General features: G+C 66.5%; 18 protein-coding genes and 1 pseudogene. 10 read left to right on the top strand and 9 right to left on the bottom strand.

Features of this window, described 5'->3' with window-relative positions; all coding sequences use genetic code 11:
• The 4 genes and pseudogenes from QMZ25_RS17630 to QMZ25_RS17615 all read left to right on the top strand — a co-directional run.
• A pseudogene (locus QMZ25_RS17630) lies at positions 1-263 on the top strand (chemotaxis protein); the annotation flags it as partial.
• Between the two features lie 34 nt (positions 264-297).
• Positions 298-1,167 carry a CheR family methyltransferase gene (locus QMZ25_RS17625; RefSeq protein ID WP_053519996.1) on the top strand — a complete coding sequence of 290 codons (870 nt, stop codon included), beginning with the start codon at positions 298-300 and terminating at the stop codon, positions 1,165-1,167.
• The gene (gene cheD / locus QMZ25_RS17620) at positions 1,164-1,760 is read left to right on the top strand and encodes a chemoreceptor glutamine deamidase CheD (RefSeq protein WP_053519995.1); all 597 of its coding nucleotides are present in this window, start codon (positions 1,164-1,166) and stop codon (positions 1,758-1,760) included. The genes QMZ25_RS17625 and cheD overlap by 4 nt, the downstream gene beginning before the upstream one ends.
• Positions 1,757-2,833, top strand: a complete 1,077-nt coding sequence (locus QMZ25_RS17615) for a chemotaxis response regulator protein-glutamate methylesterase (RefSeq protein ID WP_111186102.1) — start codon at positions 1,757-1,759, stop codon at positions 2,831-2,833. Before cheD ends, QMZ25_RS17615 begins: the two co-directional genes overlap by 4 nt.
• A 69-nt stretch (positions 2,834-2,902) precedes the next feature.
• On the opposite strand, the gene acnB is transcribed toward QMZ25_RS17615, so the two are convergent.
• The 8 genes from acnB to QMZ25_RS17575 form a co-directional block, all read right to left on the bottom strand.
• Positions 2,903-5,494 carry a bifunctional aconitate hydratase 2/2-methylisocitrate dehydratase gene (gene acnB, locus QMZ25_RS17610; RefSeq protein WP_053519994.1) on the bottom strand — a complete coding sequence of 864 codons (2,592 nt, stop codon included), beginning with the start codon at positions 5,492-5,494 and terminating at the stop codon, positions 2,903-2,905.
• A gap of 51 nt (positions 5,495-5,545) precedes the next feature.
• Positions 5,546-5,944, bottom strand: a complete 399-nt coding sequence (locus QMZ25_RS17605) for a type II toxin-antitoxin system VapC family toxin (RefSeq protein WP_053519993.1) — start codon at positions 5,942-5,944, stop codon at positions 5,546-5,548.
• Between the two features lie 6 nt (positions 5,945-5,950).
• Positions 5,951-6,175, bottom strand: coding sequence for an AbrB/MazE/SpoVT family DNA-binding domain-containing protein (locus QMZ25_RS17600; RefSeq protein WP_053519992.1), 225 nt, complete (start codon positions 6,173-6,175; stop codon positions 5,951-5,953).
• 124 nt (positions 6,176-6,299) lie between these two features.
• Positions 6,300-7,736 (bottom strand): porin, encoded by a 1,437-nt coding sequence (locus tag QMZ25_RS17595; RefSeq protein ID WP_283220046.1) that lies wholly within the window; start codon positions 7,734-7,736, stop codon positions 6,300-6,302.
• Between the two features lie 113 nt (positions 7,737-7,849).
• Positions 7,850-8,626, bottom strand: coding sequence for an ABC transporter permease (locus QMZ25_RS17590; protein ID WP_053519990.1), 777 nt, complete (start codon positions 8,624-8,626; stop codon positions 7,850-7,852).
• A complete protein-coding gene (locus QMZ25_RS17585) occupies positions 8,610-9,443 on the bottom strand; it encodes an ABC transporter ATP-binding protein (RefSeq protein WP_053519989.1) in 834 nt (277 codons plus the stop codon). The genes QMZ25_RS17590 and QMZ25_RS17585 overlap by 17 nt, the downstream gene beginning before the upstream one ends.
• Before the next feature lie 13 nt (positions 9,444-9,456).
• A complete protein-coding gene (locus tag QMZ25_RS17580) occupies positions 9,457-10,512 on the bottom strand; it encodes an ABC transporter substrate-binding protein (protein WP_053519997.1) in 1,056 nt (351 codons plus the stop codon).
• 77 nt (positions 10,513-10,589) lie between these two features.
• Positions 10,590-11,711: a 4-oxalomesaconate tautomerase gene (locus QMZ25_RS17575; protein ID WP_164152603.1), complete on the bottom strand. Its 1,122-nt coding sequence runs from the start codon at positions 11,709-11,711 to the stop codon at positions 10,590-10,592.
• Between the two features lie 109 nt (positions 11,712-11,820).
• On the opposite strand from QMZ25_RS17575, the gene QMZ25_RS17570 reads away from it, so the two are divergent.
• From QMZ25_RS17570 to QMZ25_RS17555, 4 genes are all read left to right on the top strand, one after another.
• On the top strand, positions 11,821-12,723 hold the full coding sequence (locus tag QMZ25_RS17570) for a LysR family transcriptional regulator (protein WP_283220045.1): 903 nt from the start codon (positions 11,821-11,823) through the stop codon (positions 12,721-12,723).
• Positions 12,724-12,895: 172 nt separating this feature from the next.
• Complete coding sequence (gene acnA, locus QMZ25_RS17565; protein ID WP_193396855.1) at positions 12,896-15,649, top strand: aconitate hydratase AcnA; 2,754 nt, start codon at positions 12,896-12,898, stop codon at positions 15,647-15,649.
• A 154-nt stretch (positions 15,650-15,803) separates the two neighbouring features.
• Complete coding sequence (locus QMZ25_RS17560; RefSeq protein ID WP_053520391.1) at positions 15,804-16,178, top strand: type II toxin-antitoxin system Phd/YefM family antitoxin; 375 nt, start codon at positions 15,804-15,806, stop codon at positions 16,176-16,178.
• A complete protein-coding gene (locus QMZ25_RS17555) occupies positions 16,178-16,810 on the top strand; it encodes an AAA family ATPase (RefSeq protein ID WP_053520390.1) in 633 nt (210 codons plus the stop codon). Before QMZ25_RS17560 ends, QMZ25_RS17555 begins: the two co-directional genes overlap by 1 nt.
• Before the next feature lie 21 nt (positions 16,811-16,831).
• Here the strand turns inward: QMZ25_RS17555 and QMZ25_RS17550 are convergent, their stop codons facing one another.
• Positions 16,832-18,382 (bottom strand): BCCT family transporter, encoded by a 1,551-nt coding sequence (locus QMZ25_RS17550; protein ID WP_111186107.1) that lies wholly within the window; start codon positions 18,380-18,382, stop codon positions 16,832-16,834.
• Between the two features lie 169 nt (positions 18,383-18,551).
• On the opposite strand from QMZ25_RS17550, the gene betI reads away from it, so the two are divergent.
• Positions 18,552-19,142, top strand: a complete 591-nt coding sequence (gene betI / locus QMZ25_RS17545) for a transcriptional regulator BetI (RefSeq protein WP_053520388.1) — start codon at positions 18,552-18,554, stop codon at positions 19,140-19,142.
• A 40-nt stretch (positions 19,143-19,182) separates the two neighbouring features.
• Positions 19,183-19,751 (top strand): aldehyde dehydrogenase family protein (locus QMZ25_RS17540; protein ID WP_283220044.1); only part of this gene is annotated, 569 nt, incomplete at its 3' end.

Here is a 19,751-nt window from a genome sequence, read left to right as displayed (position 1 = left end):
TGGACGAGACCACCCAGCAGAACGCCGCGCTGGTGGAGGAAGCCACCGCCGCTGCACGGGCGATGGAGGAGCAGGCCGCGCAGCTGGCCGATGCCGTGGCGATCTTCCGCCTCGACAACCAAGTGGCCGCCGCAGTGAAGGCGGTGGCCGCACGGGTGGAACCAACGGTGACCGCCAACACGGCACGCGCGCATGCGCCGGCCGCGCCGGTCCGCCGCGCCCACACTCCCCCCGTCGTCGCCAGCGACTGGCAGGAATTCTGAGAACCCGCGGTGGCTGCGGCCACCGCCCACGCCGATGGACACGTCCCCCGTGCATAGTCCCAGCCCCATCGTCACCGGTCCGCGCGAGTTCGAGTTCGCCGACCGCGATTTCCGCCGTGTCTGCGACCTGATCTACCAGCGGGTGGGCATCGCCCTCGCGCCCGCCAAGCGCGACATGGTCTATGGCCGCCTGTCGCGTCGCCTGCGCACACTCGGCATGCGCAGCTTCCAGCAGTACCTCGACCATCTGGAACAGGAGGGCGGTGACGAATGGCAGGCGTTCACCAACGCCCTGACCACCAACCTCACCTCCTTTTTCCGTGAGCCCCACCATTTCGACAAGCTGCGCGAGGAACTGCGGCAGCGCTCCGGCCACGCCCCGCTGCTGCTGTGGTCCTGCGCCGCGTCCACCGGCGAGGAACCCTACTCCATGGCGATCACCGCGTGCGAGGCGTTCGGCAGCCTGAAGCCGCCGGTCCGCATCATCGCCACCGATGTCGACACACAGGTCCTGGCCACCGCAGGCCGTGGCGTGTACGCCATCGACCGCGTCGCCAGCCTCGATCCGGAGCTCCGCCGACGGTATTTCCAGCGTGGCAGTGGCCCCAACGAGGGCCAGTGCCGGGTGCTGCCCGCACTGCGCGAACTGATCGAGTTCCGCCCGCTGAATCTTCTTGCCCCGCGCTACGACGTTGGCGGCCCGTTCGATGCGCTGTTCTGCCGCAACGTGATGATCTATTTCGACAAGCCGACCCAACGCGCCATCCTTGGCCGGCTGGTGCAGCATCTCACCGATGACGGGCTGCTCTACACCGGCCACTCGGAGAACTACCTGCACGCGGCCGATCTGATCCAGCCCTGTGGCCGCACCCTGTACCGCCGCGCGCAGGGGGCCGGGGCATGAACGCCTCGCTCCGCACCGACGAGGTGATGCGCTACCAGGACGCGCGCTTCCAGACCCTCGCCGCCAAGCTGTTGCCGACCCAGTACCTGGTGGTCGACGACACCACTGCGCTGACCACCACGCTGGGCTCCTGCGTGGCTGCGTGTCTGCGCGATCCGGTGCTGAAGATAGGCGGCATGAACCATTTCCTGCTGCCGGAAGGCAATGCCGGTGACGGCGCGCCTGCACGCTACGGCAGCTATGCGATGGAGCTTCTCATCAACGACATGCTCAAGCGCGGCGCGCACCGCAAGCGCCTGGAAGCCAAGGTGTTCGGCGGCGCCAACGTGCTCAAGGGTTTCACCAGCAATCCAGTAGGAACCCGCAACGCCGAGTTCGTGCGCCAGTACCTGCAGGCCGAGCACATTCCGATCATCGCCGAAGATCTGTGCGGCATCCATCCACGCAAGATCTGGTTCTTTGCCGATACCGGGCGCGTGGTCGTGCAGCGCCTGCCACATGCCCACGAAGCGGAAGTGGCCGCCACCGAATCGGCAGTGCGTGCCCGTCTGTCCAGGGCCCCGGTCACCGGTGGCGTGGAGCTGTTCGAATGACCCTGACCGGCAACGCCCCCTGCCGGGTCCTGATCGTGGACGACTCCGCCGTCGTGCGGCAGATGCTGACCGAAATCCTCTCCAGCGATCCGGCCATCGACGTGGTCGGCACCGCCGCCGATCCGCTGCTGGCACGCGAGAAGATCAAGCGCCTCGCTCCGGACGTGATCACCCTGGACGTGGAGATGCCGCGCATGGACGGGCTGGCCTTCCTGGAAAACCTGATGCGCCTGCATCCCTTGCCGGTGGTGATGATCTCTTCGCTGACCGAGCGGGGGGCCGACACGACCCTGCAGGCGCTGGCACTGGGTGCCGTGGATTTCGTTTCCAAGCCGAAGCTCGATGTGGCGCGCGGACTGCAGGGCTATGCCGAAGAAATCATCGGCAAGGTGAAGATGGCCGCACGCTCGCGGGTGCGGCCGCTGCTGCGGGCTGCGGCACCGAAACTCACCCTGGATGCGGCACCGGCATCGCGCCCGGTGGCACCACAGTTCCGCACCACCGACCGCCTGATCGCGATCGGTTCGTCAGCCGGTGGCACCGAAGCCCTGCGCGTGGTGCTGGAAGGCCTGCCCGCCGATGCACCGGCGGTGGTTATGACCCAGCACCTGCCGGCCAGCTTCAGCAGCGCCTTCGCCGAACGCCTCGACCGGCATTCGGCGATGGCCGTGCGCGAGGCCAGCGACGGCGAAGCCGTGCTGCCCGGCCATGCCTATCTGCCGCCGGGCGGCAGGCACCTGCGGATCATCCGCGATGGTGCGCGCTGGCGTTGCCGCGTCGATGACGGCCCAGCCGTGAACCGGCACAAGCCTGCGGTCGATGTGCTGTTCCGTTCGGTGGCCCAGAGTGCCGGGGGCAATGCCATCGGCGCCATTCTCACCGGCATGGGCGATGACGGCGCGCGCGGCCTGCTGGAAATGCGCCAGGCAGGCGCTCCGACGCTGGTGCAGGATGAAGCCACCAGTGTGGTCTGGGGCATGCCCGGCGCCGCGTTCAAGCTCGGCGCGGCCGAGGAACAGGTGCCGCTGGAACGGATCGCCGAGCGCCTGCTCGCCCTCGCCCGCGGTCAGTAGCGACGAACGCACGCTCCGCACTGCATGAAAAAACCCCCGGCTTTCGCCGGGGGTTTTCGTTTCAACGCATCAGGCGGCGACCGTATTGGCCACGTCCTGGTACTCCTCGATCTGGTCGAAGTTCATGTAGCGGTAGATCTCGCTGCCGCTGGCGGCGATCACGCCGACGTCGGCCATGTACTCTTCCTTGGTCGGGATGCGGCCCAGACGCGAGCAGATCGCGGCCAGCTCGGCCGAACCCAGGTACACGTTGGTGTTGCGGCCCAGACGGTTCGGGAAGTTGCGGGTCGAGGTCGACATCGCGGTGGAGCCTTCGCGGATCTGGGCCTGGTTGCCCATGCACAGCGAGCAGCCCGGCATTTCCATGCGCGCGCCGGTCGCACCGAAGGTGCCGTAAACGCCTTCCTTGGTCAGCTCGGAGGCGTCCATCTTGGTCGGCGGGGCCACCCACAGACGGGTCGGCAGGTCGCGCTTGCCTTCCAGCAGCTTCGCGGCCGCACGGAAGTGACCGATGTTGGTCATGCACGAACCGATGAACACTTCGTCGATCTTGGCGCCGGCCACTTCGGACAGGGTCTTCACGTCGTCCGGATCGTTCGGGCAGGCCACGATCGGCTCGTGGATGTCGGCCAGGTCGATCTCGATGACGGCAGCGTACTCGGCGTCCGCATCCGGCTCCAGCAGCTGCGGGTTGGCCAGCCAGGCTTCCATCTTCTCGATGCGACGCTGCAGCGAACGCGGATCCTGGTAACCCTCGGCAATCATCCACTTCAGCAGGGTGATGTTGCTGGTCAGGTACTCGATGATCGGTTCCTTGTTCAGGCGCACCGAGCAACCGGCGGCGGAGCGCTCGGCCGAGGCGTCGGAGAGCTCGAACGCCTGCTCGACCTTCAGCTCCGGCAGGCCTTCGATTTCCAGGATGCGGCCGGAGAAGATGTTCTTCTTGCCAGCCTTGGCAACCGTCAGCAGGCCCGACTTGATCGCGTACAGCGGAATCGCGTTGACCAGGTCACGCAGGGTCACGCCCGGCTGCATCTGGCCCTTGAAGCGCACCAGCACCGATTCCGGCATGTCCAGCGGCATCACGCCGGTGGCGGCGGCGAAGGCCACCAGGCCCGAGCCGGCCGGGAACGAAATGCCCACCGGGAAACGGGTGTGCGAGTCGCCGCCGGTGCCGACGGTGTCGGGCAGCAGCATGCGGTTGAGCCAGCTGTGGATCACGCCGTCGCCCGGACGCAGCGAGATGCCACCGCGGGTGGAGATGAACTCCGGCAGCGTGTGGTGGGTCTTCACGTCCACCGGCTTCGGGTACGCGGCGGTGTGGCAGAACGACTGCATGACCAGGTCGGCCGAGAAGCCCAGGCAGGCCAGATCCTTCAGCTCGTCACGGGTCATCGGACCGGTGGTGTCCTGCGAGCCCACCGAGGTCATCTTCGGTTCGCAGTAGGTACCCGGGCGCATGCCCTGGCCTTCCGGCAGACCGCAGGCGCGGCCGACCATCTTCTGTGCCAGCGAGAAGCCCTTGCCGGTGTCGGCCGGCTGCACCGGCAGGCGGAACAGGGTGGTCGGGGCCAGGCCCAGCGCTTCGCGCGCCTTGCCGGTCAGGCCACGGCCGACGATCAGCGGAATCCGGCCGCCGGCACGCACTTCATCGAACAGCACTTCGGACTTCACTTCGAACTCGGCGATCACTTCGCCGTTCTTCAGTGCCTTGCCGTCATACGGACGCAGCTCGACAACGTCGCCGTGCTCCATCTTCGAGACATCCAGCTCGATCGGCAGCGCGCCGGCATCTTCCATGGTGTTGTAGAAGATCGGGGCAATCTTGCCGCCCAGGCACACGCCACCGGCGCGCTTGTTGGGGATGTAGGGGATGTCGTCGCCGGTCCACCACAGCACGCTGTTGGTCGCCGACTTGCGCGAAGAGCCGGTGCCGACCACGTCGCCGACGTAGGCCACCAGGTGACCCTTTTCCTTCAGCGACAGGATCTGCTGGATCGGACCGCGCTTGCCGTCTTCTTCCGGAGTGAACGGCGCGTCATCGCGCTTGTTCTTCAGCATCGCCAGGGCGTGCATCGGAATGTCAGGACGGGTGGTGGCGTCCGGCGCCGGCGACAGGTCGTCGGTGTTGGTTTCGCCCGGCACCTTGAACACGGTGATGGTCAGGCTCTGCGGCACTTCCGGCTTGCTGGTGAACCACTCGGCGTCGGCCCAGCTCTGCAGCACGGCCTGGGCATTGGCATTGCCGGCCTTGGCCTTGTCCTGCACGTCGTGGAACGCATCGAACACCAGCAGGGTGTTCTTCAGGCCGTCGGCGGCGATGGTGCCGACGCTGGCGTCATCCAGCAGCTGCACCAGCGGGGCCACGTTGTAACCGCCCAGCATGGTGCCCAGCAGCTCGGTGGCGCGCTCGCGGCTGATCAGCGGGTTCTGCTCGCTGCCCAGCGCGATCGCGGCCAGGTACGAGGCCTTGACCTTGGCGGCGTCGTCCACGCCGGCCGGCACACGGTGGGTCAGCAGGTCGAGCAGGAACTCGGCCTCGCCCGCCGGCGGGTTCTTCAACAGTTCAATGACGTCTGCCGTCTGCTGGGCGGTCAGCGGCAGCGGCGGGATGCCAAGCGCGGCGCGCTCGGCTACGTGGTGGCGATAGGCTTCCAACATGACAACTCCCGGGTAATGCGGTTATGGAACAGTGAAAGGAATGCAACGGGCTCAGGCGTGCGGCACGATCAGCTTCAGGCCCTTGAAGTAGTCGCGGTAAAACGTGTCGTTCCAGGTGATGAGCCCGTCGCACTGCAGCAGTGCATGGGCCCCCACCATGAAGTCGTCCAGGCTGCGGCGCTGGGTACCACGCTGGCGGTGGCGGCGATGCATCTCGCCGGCGCGCAATGCCGATTTGGCTTCCAGCGCGTTGAAGTGGACGCCCATCTCTTCCAGCGCTTCCAGCACCTCGGCCCCGCCACGCAGGCTGGCGCAGACTTCGGCCAGGGTCGCCCCGCACACCACCACCTTGCCGCCGACCAGGCTCTGCCGCAGGCAGGCCTCGACGGCGTCGGCCTGCGGGCCATTGCTCAGCAGTTCGACCAGCACAGGGGAATCGACGGCGATCATCACGGCTTAGTCCTCGTCGCGCACCGCGCGTACGGCGGCGTCGGCGGAATCAAAGCCGTCCAGCGCGAACTTGCCACGCGCCCGTGAAATCGCGTCGTCGACACTTTTGCGCAGAATGATGCGGCTGCCGTCCAGTTCGACCTTGAGCTGGGTGCCCTTGGTCAGGCCCAGGGCGTCACGCACAGCCTTGGGCAGGGTGATCTGACCGCGTTCGGCGACAGTGGCTTCCATGGGTAGGCCCTCTTCGGTATGTACGAATTATACATACTCAAGGCGTCATACCGCCAGCCGCCCCCCCCCTTTACGGCAATGCCGGCACGTGGCCGGCATTGTCCGTTCAGCTTGATGCCTTCACTCAGAACGCAACCTGCAGCCGGGTATTGACCGTCGTGCCCTCGTCCTTGCCGCGCACCGTACCGGTGGGGTTGTCGGTCTGCCAGCGGATCACGTCGAGCATCACCCGGCTGTAGTCGTTGAGATACCAGTTGGCACCCACCGTCCACGCATGTCCGGTGCCGCCGTTCGGCAGTTCCGAGTAGTCCACGTCTTCGTAGCGCGCACGCAGCTCCCATGCGCCCCGCCCGCCACGGGTGACCGGATCGGCCACCTTGACCCGGCCCCAGGTGCCGGTCTTGCCCGAGTACGCCGGGCTGGCCCCGCCAAGGAACCAGCCGGCGGAAATCGCCCAGGCCTGGTGATCGAGGTCGTAACGGCCGCTGGCATCGGCGCCGCGCAGGTTACGCGTGCCCCACTCGCCCGTGGCCCAGCCCTGGCCAAAGAAGCCCGCCGCCTCCACACCGTAGGCGGTGCTGCGATCGGTGCCGACCAGCGCGCCCGGCGTGATCTTGACCAGGTCGTTGAAGTGGCCGGCAATGGCGGAGCTGCGCAGCACGCCCGAGGAGCCTGCGGCGATCTCTTCGTGGAACGCCCACGCTCCCAGATGCACGGTCGCGGCCTTGCTGTCGATCGGGTTCCAGTGGGCGCGGGTGGCCCAGGTCTGGCTGTCGTTGTTGTCACCGGCATTGTTGAGGTCGTTGCCGGCCACTGACAGGCTGGCGTGCCAGCCCTTGCCGTACACGCGCTCGGTGAGGCCGACGCCGAACAGGCCCCGCTGCGGCAGCATCAGCGTGCCCACCACGTTGCGGTCCGGGAACGGCGTGTTGGAGGTGCTGCTGGAGCCATCGATGCCGCGGTCGTTGAGCCGGTTGCCCACGGTGAGGTCGGCAGGCAGGCCGAACAGCCTGTGGTCCACGGTGGCATACACCGACTTCCACGCCACCTCGTTGTCAGCGAAGTCGCCCTCCACCACCCAGCCGAGCGTGCCGTAGCGGCCCTCCGCGCCCAGGCGCACCGACCGGATCTCGGTACCGGAGATGTTGCGGTCGCTGCTGGACGAGCCGTCGGTGCTGGAGCCGTCCACGAACAGACGACCGCGCGGGCGGAAGATCACGTTGCCGTCAGCGCTGCTGAATTCCGGCGCGCCCTTCGACCACGACACCTTCGGCGCCTTGGACTGCTGGGTTTCCAGCGCCGCAACACGGGTTTCCAGGGCAGGCGCAGGAGGGGCAGCCGCCGCGTTGCTGGCGGTCGTACCGACGCCCTCCAGCGCATCCAGTCGCGACTGCAGTTGCTGGATCTGCTGCGCCTGCTGCTGCACCAGCGCGGCAAGTTCGGCCTGGCTCAGCGGGGCCGGTGGGGCCGTGGCGGCCTGTGCTCCGGCATGGCCGCTGGCCAGCAGCAGGCCAAGGGCGACCGTCAGCGCTGCACGCGGCAGCACGGGATGGCTATGCATGGTGTTCTCTCCAGCCAGCCGGCCCCCTGGCCTGGCGCTGGCCCGTTGCGATGATGCGGGGGAATTACGGAAGGGCGCGCCGCCGGATCATTCCAGCGGCGCGCCAGGCAGGCTCAGCTGGTGGCCTGGGCCTGGGCGTTTGGACGCCAGGTGATGAGCTTGTTCTCGACCACGTCGAGCAGTGCATCGATGACCAGCACGAAGGCGGCCAGAATGATGATGCCGGCGAACACGCCCACGGCATTGAAGTTGCCTTCTGCCTGCGCGATCAGGTAACCCAGGCCCGCCGAGGCACCCAGATATTCGCCGATGATCGCGCCGACCACCGCAAAGCCCACCGAGGTGCGCAGCGAGGACAGGATCCAGCTCGCCGCCGCCGGGAAGTACACGTGACGCAGCAGGTCACTGCGGCTGGCACCGAGAATGCGGGCATTGGCCAGCACCACCGGGTTCACTTCGCGCACGCCCTGCATGGCATTGAAGAACGTGGTGAAGAACACCAGCGTCACCGCCAGTGCCACCTTCGACCACAGACCCAGGCCCAGCCACAGCACGAAGATCGGCGCCAGCACCACGCGCGGGATGGCATTGAAGCCCTTGATGAAGGGATCGAGGATGCGCGCCGAGCGCCGGCTCAGGCCCAGCCACACACCGCCTGCAACGCCCAGCCCGGTACCGATGAGGTAGCCCAGCGCGGTTTCGGTCAGGGTGATGTACACGTGCTGGTAGAACGAGGTATCCGACAACCAGTTCCACGCCTGCTGGGCGATGGCCGTGGGCGCGGGGAAGAAGAACGGGTCGATCCAGCCCAGCGCGATGCCGCCCTCCCAGCCACCGAACACGGCGATGACCAGTGCGATCTGGATGAAACGGTCAGTCCTGGCGTGCATAGCTCTTCTCCACTTCGCCGCGCAGGCAGGCCCAGATGTCGCGGTACAGGTCGGTAAAACGTTCGTCGAGCTTGATCTCGGCAACGTTGCGGGGGCGTTCCAGGTCCACATCGAAGCTGCGCACCACGCGGCTTGACGGACCCGAGGACAGCACCACCACGCGGTCGCCCAGCGCGATGGCCTCTTCCAGGTCGTGGGTGATCAGGATCACCGAGCGACGGTCTTCCTGCCACAGGCGCAGCAGTTCGTTCTGCATCAGATGGCGGGTGTGGATGTCCAATGCCGAGAACGGCTCGTCCATCAGGATCACCTTGGGCTCCACGATCAGTGCCTGTGCCATCTGCACGCGCTTGCGCTGGCCGCCGGAGAGCTGGTGCGGATAGCGGTGCTCGAAGCCGGTCAAGCCGACCTTGGCCAACCAGGTGGTGACCTTCTGCCGGCGCTCGGCTTCATCGACGCCGCGGAACTTCAGGCCCAGTTCCACGTTCTGGAAGGCGGTCTTCCACGGCAGCAGCGCGTCCTGCTGGAACAGGTAGCCGACGGACGCCTGCACGCCATTGACGGCGCGTCCGTCGATGCTCACGTCACCGGCGCTGGGCTTGAGCAGGCCCGCCACGGAATTGAGGATGGTGCTCTTGCCGCACCCGGTGGGACCGACGATGGCGAGGAACTCGCCATCACCGACCTGGATATCGACATCGCGCACGGCGGTGAAGTCACCGAAGGACATGGTCACCTTGTTGATGGCGACCATGGTCTGTGCGGGCTCCAGCTGCGGTGCGCCATTGAACTGGCGCACGGTGGCATTGAGGGCCATGGGTTATCTCCGCTTACGGTTGGGTTGCCTGCGTCGCGGCGCTGGCGCGCTCGACGAAGGCATTGGTGTAGGTCCGGGACAGGTCGATGTCCGCGTTGGCCACGTCCTTGTTGAACTCGCGCAGCACCTTCAACGGCGTTTCCAGGTCCGCGGGCGTGAAGTGGCCATCGGTGGTGAAGATGGCGCGGGCGTTCTCCACGGCGCGCGCGTAGGTGGCGCGGTCGCCGGAGACGTAGCTGTCCGGCAGCGCAGCGACGATGTCCTCGGCACTGTTGTCGGCGATGAACTTCAATGCCATCTGCTCGGCGCGGGCGATCTTCTCGGCTGCTTCGGGACGTGCTTCCAGGAAGCTGCGGTTGGCGTACATCACCGAGGTGGGATAGAGACCGCCGTACACCTGGCGTGCCCCCTCGTCGCTGCGCGCATCAATGATGATCCTGCCGACCTTGCGCTCGGTGATCAGGGTCGCGGCCGGATCGTAGTTGACCAGCAGGTCGATCTTGCCCTGCTCGAGCGCCGCCACCGCCGCCGCACCAGAACCCACGCCGATCAGCGAGATGCTGTCCACCGGGATGTCGTGCTGGGCCAGGAAGTGGCGCACGAAGAAGTCCGATGACGAACCCGGGGCGGTAATGCCGATCTTCTGGCCCTTGATGGTCTGCGGGCGAGCCGGATCGAAGCTGGCATCCTCGCGGCCGGCCATCACCAGGCCCGAATTGCGCGACAGCAGCACGAAGCCGACCACGTCCTTGTGCTTGGCCTGCATCTGGATGGTGTGGTCGTAGAAGCCGACCGCCACGTCGGTCGAATTGGCGACCAGGGCCTGCAGCACCTTGGAGCCGCCCTGCGCGAAGTTCTCGGTCTTCACCTGCAGGCCGACGTCCTTGAAGTAGCCCTTGGCGTCGGCGATGAAGAACGGCAGGTTGTTGAGGTTGTAGGAACCGACGCTGATCCGCACCGGCGCATTGTCGCCGCCGGGCGCCGAGGCCCCGCTGGCATCGTCTTTGCCGCAACCGGACACGGCCAGGCTCGCCGCGCACAGCGCGGCCATGAAGAACTGCTTGTACATCATCCCTCCCAGGAGTGAAGCATCTGCGTTGTAGTGGCCTGGCCACGCGCATCTGCGCGGCCCCGACCGGTTTCAGGTCATGCCGCTGAGGTCCATTGGCGGGCTTCGGTGGAATGGGTTTCGGCAGTGGCAGGCGAAGTCGCGAACACGCGCCCTTCGAACAGGCGGCGCGCGGTACGGACCACGCTGGCAACGACCGGCGCATCGTCCGAGCTGCGGCTCAGGCCCACTTCCAGCAGGCCGCTCGGATGTTCGAGGGTAATGCTGCCCGGCATCGGCAGGCATCCGACGAAAGTGTTGGCCAGGGTGCCGGGCGTGACTGCGGCGGTGGCCAGACCGACCGCGCCGGTGATGGCAAGCGCGGTGTGGCATTGGTGGGGCATGAAGTAGCGCACCTGCAGGTCGCCGCCCTGCTGCGGTGCGGAAAGCAGCACTGGCTTGGGAATCACCTTGCTGCCCGCGTCTGCAATGCCCATGCGCGTACCCGCCTCGATGCGCATCGCCTCCAACCGCGCCAGCAGCGCATGATCCGCGTTCAGTTCCGCCGGCGAGGCGTCACCGCGGACACCCATATCGGCCGCGCGCACCATCATCATCGGCATCGCGCAATCCACCAGGCTGACGGCGATGCCGTCGATCATATCCTGCGGCCGCCCACTGGGCAGCAGCCGGCCGGTACGTGCACCGGCCGCATCGAGAAAGGCCAGGCGGACCGGCGCGGCAGCGCCAGGCGCGCCCGCGATACGCGTGTCGCCCCGGTAGGCCACCTGGCCGTTCGGGGTTTCCACCGTGGCCACGATCAGCTTGCCGGTGTTGACGTTGTGGATACGCACTTCGGTGCGCGGGTGGCGCGCAGGAACCAGTCCGCGTTCGATCGCGAAGGGACCGACCGCCGCCAGCATGTTGCCGCAGTTGGGGGTGGTATCCACCACCCGCTGCTCGACCCGGACCTGCGCGAACAGATAGTCGACATCGGCATCGGCGCGGCTGGCGGGGCTGACGATCGCCACCTTGCTGGTCAGCGCATTGCCACCGCCGATGCCATCGATCTGCAGCGGATGGCCCGAGCCCATCACCTCCAGCAGCAGCTGGTCACGCAGGCCGGCGTCGGCCGGCAGATCCGAGGCCAGGAAGAACGGCCCCTTGGACGTGCCGCCACGCATGAGGACGCAGGGGATACTGAGCAGATCGTTCGACATACGTGTGCTAGATTGATGCGTATAGGGGATGAATGACCCCTCTGTGATTCGATACTGGCATGAGCCGGATTGATCTGTGAATTGCTGATTTTTGGATGATTGATACCGTATGAGCATCAATTGCGAAATCCTCGATCTGCGCGCGTTCCTGCTCGTCGCCGAGACGCGCAGCTTCCATCGCGCCGCTGAAACCCTGCACGTCTCGCAGCCCGCGCTCAGCCGCCGGATCCAGAAGCTGGAGCAGGCCGTCGGCTCACCGCTGCTCGAACGCACCACCCGCAGCGTCAGCACCACCGCGGTCGGCGAGAACCTGCTGCCGCTGGTACGGCGCATGCTGGAGGAATTCGATGGTTCGCTGTTCTCGCTGCGCGGGCACGACGACACGCGCGGCGCCACGGTCACCATCGCCTGCCTGCCCACCGCGGCGTTCTACTTCCTGCCCAGTGTCATGGCACGCTTCCACGACGCGCATCCGCACGTCCGCTTCCGCATCCTCGACATTCCCGCCACCGAGGGGTTGCAGGCAGTGGAACGCGGCGAAGTGGAGTTCGGCATCAATTTCATGGGTGCCAACGATCCCAACCTGGATTTCGATGTACTGGCCGAGGACCCGTTCGTGCTGGCCTGCCGCCGCGATCATCCGCTGGCTCGCAAGCGCCGCGTGGAATGGGCCGATCTTGCCCAGCACCAGCTGATCACCGTGCATCGCACCAGTGGCAACCGGACCCTGCTCGATGGCGCCCTCGCCCGTGAGAACCTGAAGCTGAGCTGGCATTACGAAGTGACCCACCTGTCCACCTCCCTGGGCATGGTCGAGGCCGGGATCGGCGTGTCGGTGCTGCCGAAGATGGCTACCCCGGACGGCGACCATCCCATCCTGGTGACCCGGCCGATCGGCAATCCGGTGGTCTCGCGCACCATCGGCATCGTGCGCCGCCGTGCTGCCCTGCTCTCGCCCACGGCCGAACGCTTCCTGCAGATGCTGATGAGCCAGTGGCGGGGCAAGCCGTGACATCGGCACTACATACAGCGATGTAACCTTGCGTCCTGCGCCGAGGACGTTCCCGGCCGCGCCGGCTCCGCCATACTGGCGGGGATCCGGTGGCGGAGAGCCCCGGCATACGCAAGCAGGTCCGTCCATGCACGGGCCACTGCAAGCCATCCGCAAGAAGGAGTCATCCCGCATGAGCGATTCGTTCTCCACCCGCAGCCAGCTGGACGTCGGCGGCAAGACCTACGACTACTTCAGCCTGCCCACACTGGGCCAGCGCTTCGACATCTCCCACCTTCCCTACTCGATGAAGATCCTGCTGGAGAATCTGCTCCGGCACGAAGACGGCGGCGTCACCGTCGGCAAGGAGCACATCGAGGCCGTTGCCCGCTGGAGCCCGGCGGCCGAGCCGGACACCGAAATCGCCTTCATGCCCGCGCGCGTGGTCCTGCAGGACTTCACCGGCGTACCGTGTGTCGTCGATCTGGCCGCCATGCGCGATGCGGTGGTCAAGCTGGGTGGCAAGCCGGAACAGATCAACCCGCAGATCCCTTCGGAACTGGTGATCGACCATTCGGTACAGGTCGATGTGTTCGGCAAGCCGGACGCGCTCGATCTCAATGGCAAGATCGAATTCCAGCGCAACCAGGAACGCTACGGGTTCCTGCGCTGGGGCCAGAAGGCGTTCGACAACTTCAAGGTGGTGCCGCCCAACACCGGCATCGTCCACCAGGTGAACCTGGAGAACCTGGCCCGCGTGGTGATGACCGCGGACAAGGATGGCAGGGCTGTGGCCTACCCGGACACCGTGTTCGGTACCGACAGCCACACCACGATGATCAACGGCATCGGCGTGCTTGGCTGGGGCGTGGGCGGCATCGAAGCCGAAGCGGCCATGCTGGGCCAGCCGTCGTCGATGCTGATCCCGCAGGTGGTCGGCTTCAAGCTCACCGGCCGGCTGCCTGAGGGCGCCACCGCCACCGACCTGGTGCTGACCGTCACCCAGATGCTGCGCAAGCTGGGCGTGGTCGGCAAGTTCGTCGAATTCTATGGCGATGGCCTGCAGCACCTGCCACTGGCCGACCGCGCCACGATCGGCAACATGGCACCGGAATACGGCGCCACCTGCGGCATCTTCCCGATCGACGCCGAATCACTGAACTACCTGCGCCTGTCCGGTCGCAGCGAAGAACAGATCGAACTGGTCGAGGCCTACGCCAAGGCGCAGGGCCTGTGGCACGAACCGGACAGCCCCCATGCCCAGTACAGCACCACGCTGGAGCTGGACATGGGCACGGTGAAGCCGTCACTGGCCGGACCGAAGCGCCCGCAGGACCGCGTGCTGCTGGAAGACGTGCAGAAGAATTACCGCGAAGCCCTGGTCGGCCTGACCAGCAACCGCGACAAGCGCAGCGACGATGTGGCCTCCTTCCTCAACGAGGGCGGCGGCACCGCGGTCGGCAACGAACAGCTGGCCAAGGGCTTCGCCGACATCGAGATCGAAGGCCGGAAGGTCCGCCTGAAGGATGGCGCGGTGGTCATCGCCGCGATCACCTCCTGTACCAACACGTCCAACCCGGCGGTGATGATCGGTGCCGGCCTGCTGGCGCGCAACGCGGCGGCCAAGGGCCTGGATCGCAAGCCCTGGGTGAAGACTTCGCTGGGCCCAGGCTCGCGCGTGGTCACAGACTATCTGGAAAAGGCCGGGGTGCTGAAGGAGCTGGAGAAGATCGGCTTCTACGTGGTCGGCTACGGCTGCACCACCTGCATCGGCAACTCCGGCCCGCTGCCGACCGAGGTCAGTGCCGGCATCGCCGCCGGTGACCTGGTGGTGACCTCCGTGCTGTCGGGCAACCGTAATTTCGAAGGCCGCGTGCATCCCGAAGTGAAGATGAACTACCTGGCCAGCCCGCCACTGGTGGTCGCCTACGCCATCGCCGGCACCACCGACATCGATCTGACCACCCAGCCGCTGGGCACCGGCAGCGACGGCCAGCCGGTCTACCTGCGCGACATCTGGCCGAGCAACAAGGAAATCGGCGATGTCATCGCCGCCACCATCGGCCCGGAGATGTTCAAGCAGAACTACGCCGACGTGTTCAAGGGCGATACGCGCTGGAACACCATCGCCTCGCCGGACGGCAATCTGTACGAGTGGAGCGATGACTCCACCTACATCAAGAACCCGCCGTACTTCGATGGCATGACCATGCAGACCGGCAGCATCGACGACGTGCATGGCGCGCGTGTGATGGGTCTGTTCGGCGACTCGATCACCACCGACCATATCTCGCCGGCCGGCAACATCAAGAAGGATTCGCCCGCGGGGCGCTACCTGCAGGCCCGGGGCGTGCAGCCTGCCGACTTCAACAGCTACGGCAGCCGCCGCGGCAATGATGACGTGATGGTCCGCGGCACCTTCGCCAACATCCGCATCAAGAACCTGATGTTCGGCGGCGAGGAAGGTGGCAACACCCTGTACTACCCGGCCGGCGGTGGCCAGCCGGAGAAGCTGGCGATCTACGACGCGGCGATGAAGTACAAGGCCGACAAAGTGCCGCTGGTGGTGCTGGCCGGGAAGGAGTACGGCACCGGTTCGTCGCGCGACTGGGCCGCCAAGGGCACCCTGCTGCTGGGCGTGAAGGCGGTCATCGCCGAGAGCTTCGAGCGCATCCACCGCTCCAACCTGGTCGGCATGGGCGTGCTGCCGCTGCAGTTCCGCAATGGTGAGAACGCGCAGTCGCTGGGGCTGGATGGCTCGGAAGTCATCGATATCACCGGCCTGGAAGACGGTGCCAGCAAGCGCGCCGCGGTCACCGCGACCCGGGCCGATGGCACGCAGAAGCGCTTCGAGGTGTCGGTGATGCTGCTGACACCGAAGGAAGTGGAATACTTCCGCCACGGTGGCCTGCTGCAGTACGTGCTGCGTCAGCTGGCTGCCCGCTGACCCGGCGCGCGGCATCCGGCGGGCGGAAGCCCGGCCCCGGCGTTACCGCCGGGGCCGAATCGGCCATGAATCATATTTTTGATATTTTTCACCATTCATGCAATTTGCATGAAACAGGCGTAAGGTGATCGCACAGGTCCCCTGGAGCACCGCCATGCTGCACGCCCCCGTCCGCTTCGACCCGATCAACGAGCTGACCCACACCACCGCCTCGTCGGTGAAGGAACATTGGCGCAAGGTCATGCAGGAAGTGCGCGACCAGCACATGGTCGTGGTCACCAATCACAACGAACCGCAGGCGGTGATCGTTTCCATCGAGCAGTACCGCGCGCTGCAGGCCAAGGTCGAAGCGCTGGAAAGCTCGCTGGAGGAACTGCGTGGGCAGGACCCGGCCCTGGCGGATCTGCGTGCCGGCTTCGACCAGCGCCTGGCGGTGCTGCAGCACGCCCAGGCTGGTGATGCCGCACGCGCGCTGCTGCGTCGCCCTGCCCGCCTGAAGGGCCAGGTCAAGGCGGGCACGGGCCACTGATGCCACGCCCGTTCCTGTATGTGCTTGCCGGCGTCAATGGCGCCGGCAAGAGTTCGGTGGGTGGCCACGTGCTGCGCGAAGCCGGCCTGGAATGGTTCAACCCCGATACGTTCGCCCGCGGGCTGCGCGAGCGGGCCGGCCTGGACCCCATGGAGGCCAATGCCGAAGCCTGGCAGGAGGGTGTCAACCGTATCCGCGACGCCCTGGATCACGCCCGCAACCATGCCTTCGAGACCACGCTTGGGGGCAACTCGATCACCGCCCTGCTGCGTGAGGCCAGCCGCACCCATGACGTGCTGATGTGGTTCTGTGGACTGTCCAGCCCGGAGCAGCACATCGCCCGGGTACGCGCACGGGTGCAGGCCGGTGGCCACCCCATTTCCGAAGTCGACATCCGCCGCCGCTGGCCGCTGGCGCAGCAGAACCTGATCGGGCTGATGCCGGTGCTGGCGCAGCTGCAGGTCTACGACAACAGCGCCGACGCCGCGCCGGGCGAGGCCGTGCCCGATCCACAGCTGCTGCTGCAGATGGAGGACGGCCACCTGCAATGGCCGGCCGCCGATGACCTGCAGCAGCTGCAGCGCACGCCCCCATGGGCGACAGCTCTGCTGGAAGCCGCCCTGCGCCTGTAATGCCAAGGGCCGGCAGTGCGCTCAGCGCCGCGGCGCGTCCGGATCGGTGCGCAATGCGCGCAGCAGGCCCAGCATGTAGAACGCCAGGGTGAACGAGAACGGTAGACCGCACAGGACCACGGCCGTCTGCATCGCGCTGAAGTTGCCCGCCAGCAGCAGGCCGATGCTGGCCACGGTGATGCCCACCGCCCAGAACACGCGCAGCCAGATCGGCGCATCGTGACCATCCTCCACCCCGTCGTCGACACGGCGGGTGCACAGGTTGGCGATCATCAGCGTGCCCGAATCGACCGGGGTCAGGAACAGTACGAAACCGATCACCACTGCGGCACCGGCTACATAGGGTGCGCCGGGCAGGTACTCCAGCAGCTTGAACAGGGTCATCGCTGCATCGTGCTGCGCCACCTGCCCCAGCACCGCCTGGCCATGGTTGAGCACCAGGTCGATGGCGGTGTTGCCGAAGATCGACAGCCACGCCAGCGTGAAGCCGAGCGGTATCAACAGCACGCCCATCACTACCTCGCGGATGGTGCGGCCGCGCGAGATGCGTGCCACGAACAGGCCCACGAACGGCGCCCAGGCGATCCACCACGCCCAGTAGAACAGCGTCCAGGAACCCATCCAGGCGCGGCCCTGCGGATCGTTGAGATACATGTCGAAGCTCTTGCGCACGAATGCGCCGAGATAGTCGCCCGTGTTCTGCACCAGGCCATCGAACAGATGCAGGGTCGGGCCGGTAACCAGCACGAACAGCAACAGCGCGCACAACAGGCGCACGTTGAGGTTGGACAGCCAGGCGATGCCCTTCTCGACCCCCGCCACCACGCCGATGGTGGCCACCACCATCATCACCAGCACGATCGCGACCAGCACCTGCGGTGTGTCCGGGATGTGGAACAGATAGACCAGGCCGGACTGCACCACCAGCGCACCGATGCCGAGATTGGTGACCATGGAGATCAGCGTGGCGAGAATGCCGAAGCCATCGACCATGTCGCCGATGCGGCCATGGATGCGCTCACCGAAGATCGGATACAGCGCCGAGCGCAATGCCAGCGGCAGGTTGCGGCGATAGGCGAAATAGCCCAGCGCCACCCCGACCAGCGCGTACAGCGCCCAGCCATGCAGGCCCCAGTGCAGGAAGGTCAGCACCATCGCCTCGCGCCCGGCCGCCACCGTGCCGCCCGGCTGGCCCGGCGGGTTGAGGAAATGGTCCAGCGGCTCGTAGGCACCGTAGTACAGCAATGCGATACCGATACCCGCCGAGAACAGCATCGACACCCACGCGACGTAGCCGAAGGCCGGCGATTCCTCGTTGTGGCCCAGGCGGATACGGCCATAGGGCGAGAACGCCAGCCACAGTACGAATCCCAGGCACAGCACGACCAGCAGCATGTACCACGCGCCGAACGCAGCCGAGACTTCGGCCTGCGCCCATTGCAGCCAGTGCTCGCTGGCATCGGGATAGAGGACGGTGAGCAGCCCGAGAATGCCGATCGACACCGAGGAGCTGAGGAAGACAAAGCGGTTCAAGCGCAGGGGCGAACGCTTGGGATGAGCCTGGGAAGACATGGGATCGTCTCATCAGTCCGAAGGAGCACATGGGCGGGGCCGGACCGGGAAACCGGGCCCATGGCGTGGGGCGCGAGCGCATCCTAGGGTTTATTGATTGAACGCTCAATCAATAAAAAGCATAATGATGGCCAACCCGACGCCTCGGGTCGCAATCCGTGGAGAGACAATGCCGAAGAAGGGCGTGGAGCCGGTCCGTCGCGAACAGTTGATCCGGGCCACTTTCCAGACCATCGACGAAATGGGCATGGCCGATGCCACCGTCGCCACCATCGCCAGGAAGGCCGGGCTGTCCAGCGGCATCGTCGCCCACTACTTCGGCGACAAGGACGGCCTGCTCAACGCTGCGATGCGGCAGATCCTGCGCGAACTGCGGGACGCGGTCGCCCGCTGCCGGGCCGGGGTGGGCGACGATCCCCGCGACCAGCTGCGCGCCATCGTCGATGGCAACTTCGATGACAGCCAGATCAATGGCACCGCGATGCGTGTCTGGCTCACCTTCTGGGCCGCGAGCATGCACCAGCCGGAACTGGCGCGCCTGCAGCATGCCAACGACCAGCGCCTGTTTTCCAACCTGTGCCACCAGTTCAATCGCGTGCTGCCACGCCCACAGGCACGCCTCGCCGCCCGCGGCCTGGCCGCGATGATCGATGGCCTCTGGCTGCGCGGCAGCCTGGTCGGCGGCGCCTTCGATGCTGACAAGGCCCGACGCATCGCCTACGGCTACATCGACTTCCAGTTGCAGGCCGACGCGCTATAAGCGCTTTCAGCTTCCCGCCCCCTTTCGAGGAGTACGCCCCATGACCACCCTGCCCGTCCAACAGCTCTACATCCATGGCCGCCGGGTCGATGCCACCAGCGGCAAGACCTTCGCCACGGTCAACCCCGCCACCGGTGAGGTCATCGCCGAGGTGCAGGTCGCCAGCCAGGCCGACGTCGAACGCGCCGTCGAAAGCGCTACCGAAGGCCAGAAGGCATGGGCGGCAATGACCGCCATGGAACGCTCGCGCATCCTGCGCCGCGCCGTGGAGATCCTGCGCGAGCGCAATGACGAACTGGCCCACCTGGAAACGCACGATACCGGCAAGGCGCTGGCGGAAACCACCACGGTGGACATCGTCACCGGCGCCGACGTGCTGGAGTATTACGCCGGCCTGGCGACCGCCATCGAAGGCATCCAGCTGCCGCTGCGCGAATCCAGCTTCTTCTACACCCGCCGTGAACCGCTGGGCGTGGTCGCCGGCATCGGTGCCTGGAACTACCCGATCCAGATCGCCCTGTGGAAGTCGGCGCCGGCACTGGCCGCCGGCAATGCGATGGTGTTCAAGCCGTCCGAGGTCACGCCGCTGACCGCCATCCGGCTTGCCGA

The organism is Stenotrophomonas sp. RS-48 (assembly GCF_030053245.1).
Taxonomy (GTDB): domain Bacteria; phylum Pseudomonadota; class Gammaproteobacteria; order Xanthomonadales; family Xanthomonadaceae; genus Stenotrophomonas; species Stenotrophomonas maltophilia_P.
The sequence above is the reverse complement of the archived record's forward strand: the minus strand, read 5'-3'. Positions and strand labels throughout refer to the sequence as shown.

Coding starts and splice junctions, on each gene's coding strand:
- QMZ25_RS17625 (WP_053519996.1), top strand. CDS start 298: ATGGACACGTCCCCCGTGCATAGTCCCAGCCCCATCGTCACCGGTCCG.
- cheD (WP_053519995.1), top strand. CDS start 1,164: ATGAACGCCTCGCTCCGCACCGACGAGGTGATGCGCTACCAGGACGCG.
- QMZ25_RS17615 (WP_111186102.1), top strand. CDS start 1,757: ATGACCCTGACCGGCAACGCCCCCTGCCGGGTCCTGATCGTGGACGAC.
- acnB (WP_053519994.1), bottom strand. CDS start 5,494: ATGTTGGAAGCCTATCGCCACCACGTAGCCGAGCGCGCCGCGCTTGGC.
- QMZ25_RS17605 (WP_053519993.1), bottom strand. CDS start 5,944: ATGATCGCCGTCGATTCCCCTGTGCTGGTCGAACTGCTGAGCAATGGC.
- QMZ25_RS17600 (WP_053519992.1), bottom strand. CDS start 6,175: ATGGAAGCCACTGTCGCCGAACGCGGTCAGATCACCCTGCCCAAGGCT.
- QMZ25_RS17595 (WP_283220046.1), bottom strand. CDS start 7,736: ATGCATAGCCATCCCGTGCTGCCGCGTGCAGCGCTGACGGTCGCCCTT.
- QMZ25_RS17590 (WP_053519990.1), bottom strand. CDS start 8,626: ATGCACGCCAGGACTGACCGTTTCATCCAGATCGCACTGGTCATCGCC.
- QMZ25_RS17585 (WP_053519989.1), bottom strand. CDS start 9,443: ATGGCCCTCAATGCCACCGTGCGCCAGTTCAATGGCGCACCGCAGCTG.
- QMZ25_RS17580 (WP_053519997.1), bottom strand. CDS start 10,512: ATGTACAAGCAGTTCTTCATGGCCGCGCTGTGCGCGGCGAGCCTGGCC.
- QMZ25_RS17575 (WP_164152603.1), bottom strand. CDS start 11,711: ATGTCGAACGATCTGCTCAGTATCCCCTGCGTCCTCATGCGTGGCGGC.
- QMZ25_RS17570 (WP_283220045.1), top strand. CDS start 11,821: ATGAGCATCAATTGCGAAATCCTCGATCTGCGCGCGTTCCTGCTCGTC.
- acnA (WP_193396855.1), top strand. CDS start 12,896: ATGAGCGATTCGTTCTCCACCCGCAGCCAGCTGGACGTCGGCGGCAAG.
- QMZ25_RS17560 (WP_053520391.1), top strand. CDS start 15,804: ATGCTGCACGCCCCCGTCCGCTTCGACCCGATCAACGAGCTGACCCAC.
- QMZ25_RS17555 (WP_053520390.1), top strand. CDS start 16,178: ATGCCACGCCCGTTCCTGTATGTGCTTGCCGGCGTCAATGGCGCCGGC.
- QMZ25_RS17550 (WP_111186107.1), bottom strand. CDS start 18,382: ATGTCTTCCCAGGCTCATCCCAAGCGTTCGCCCCTGCGCTTGAACCGC.
- betI (WP_053520388.1), top strand. CDS start 18,552: ATGCCGAAGAAGGGCGTGGAGCCGGTCCGTCGCGAACAGTTGATCCGG.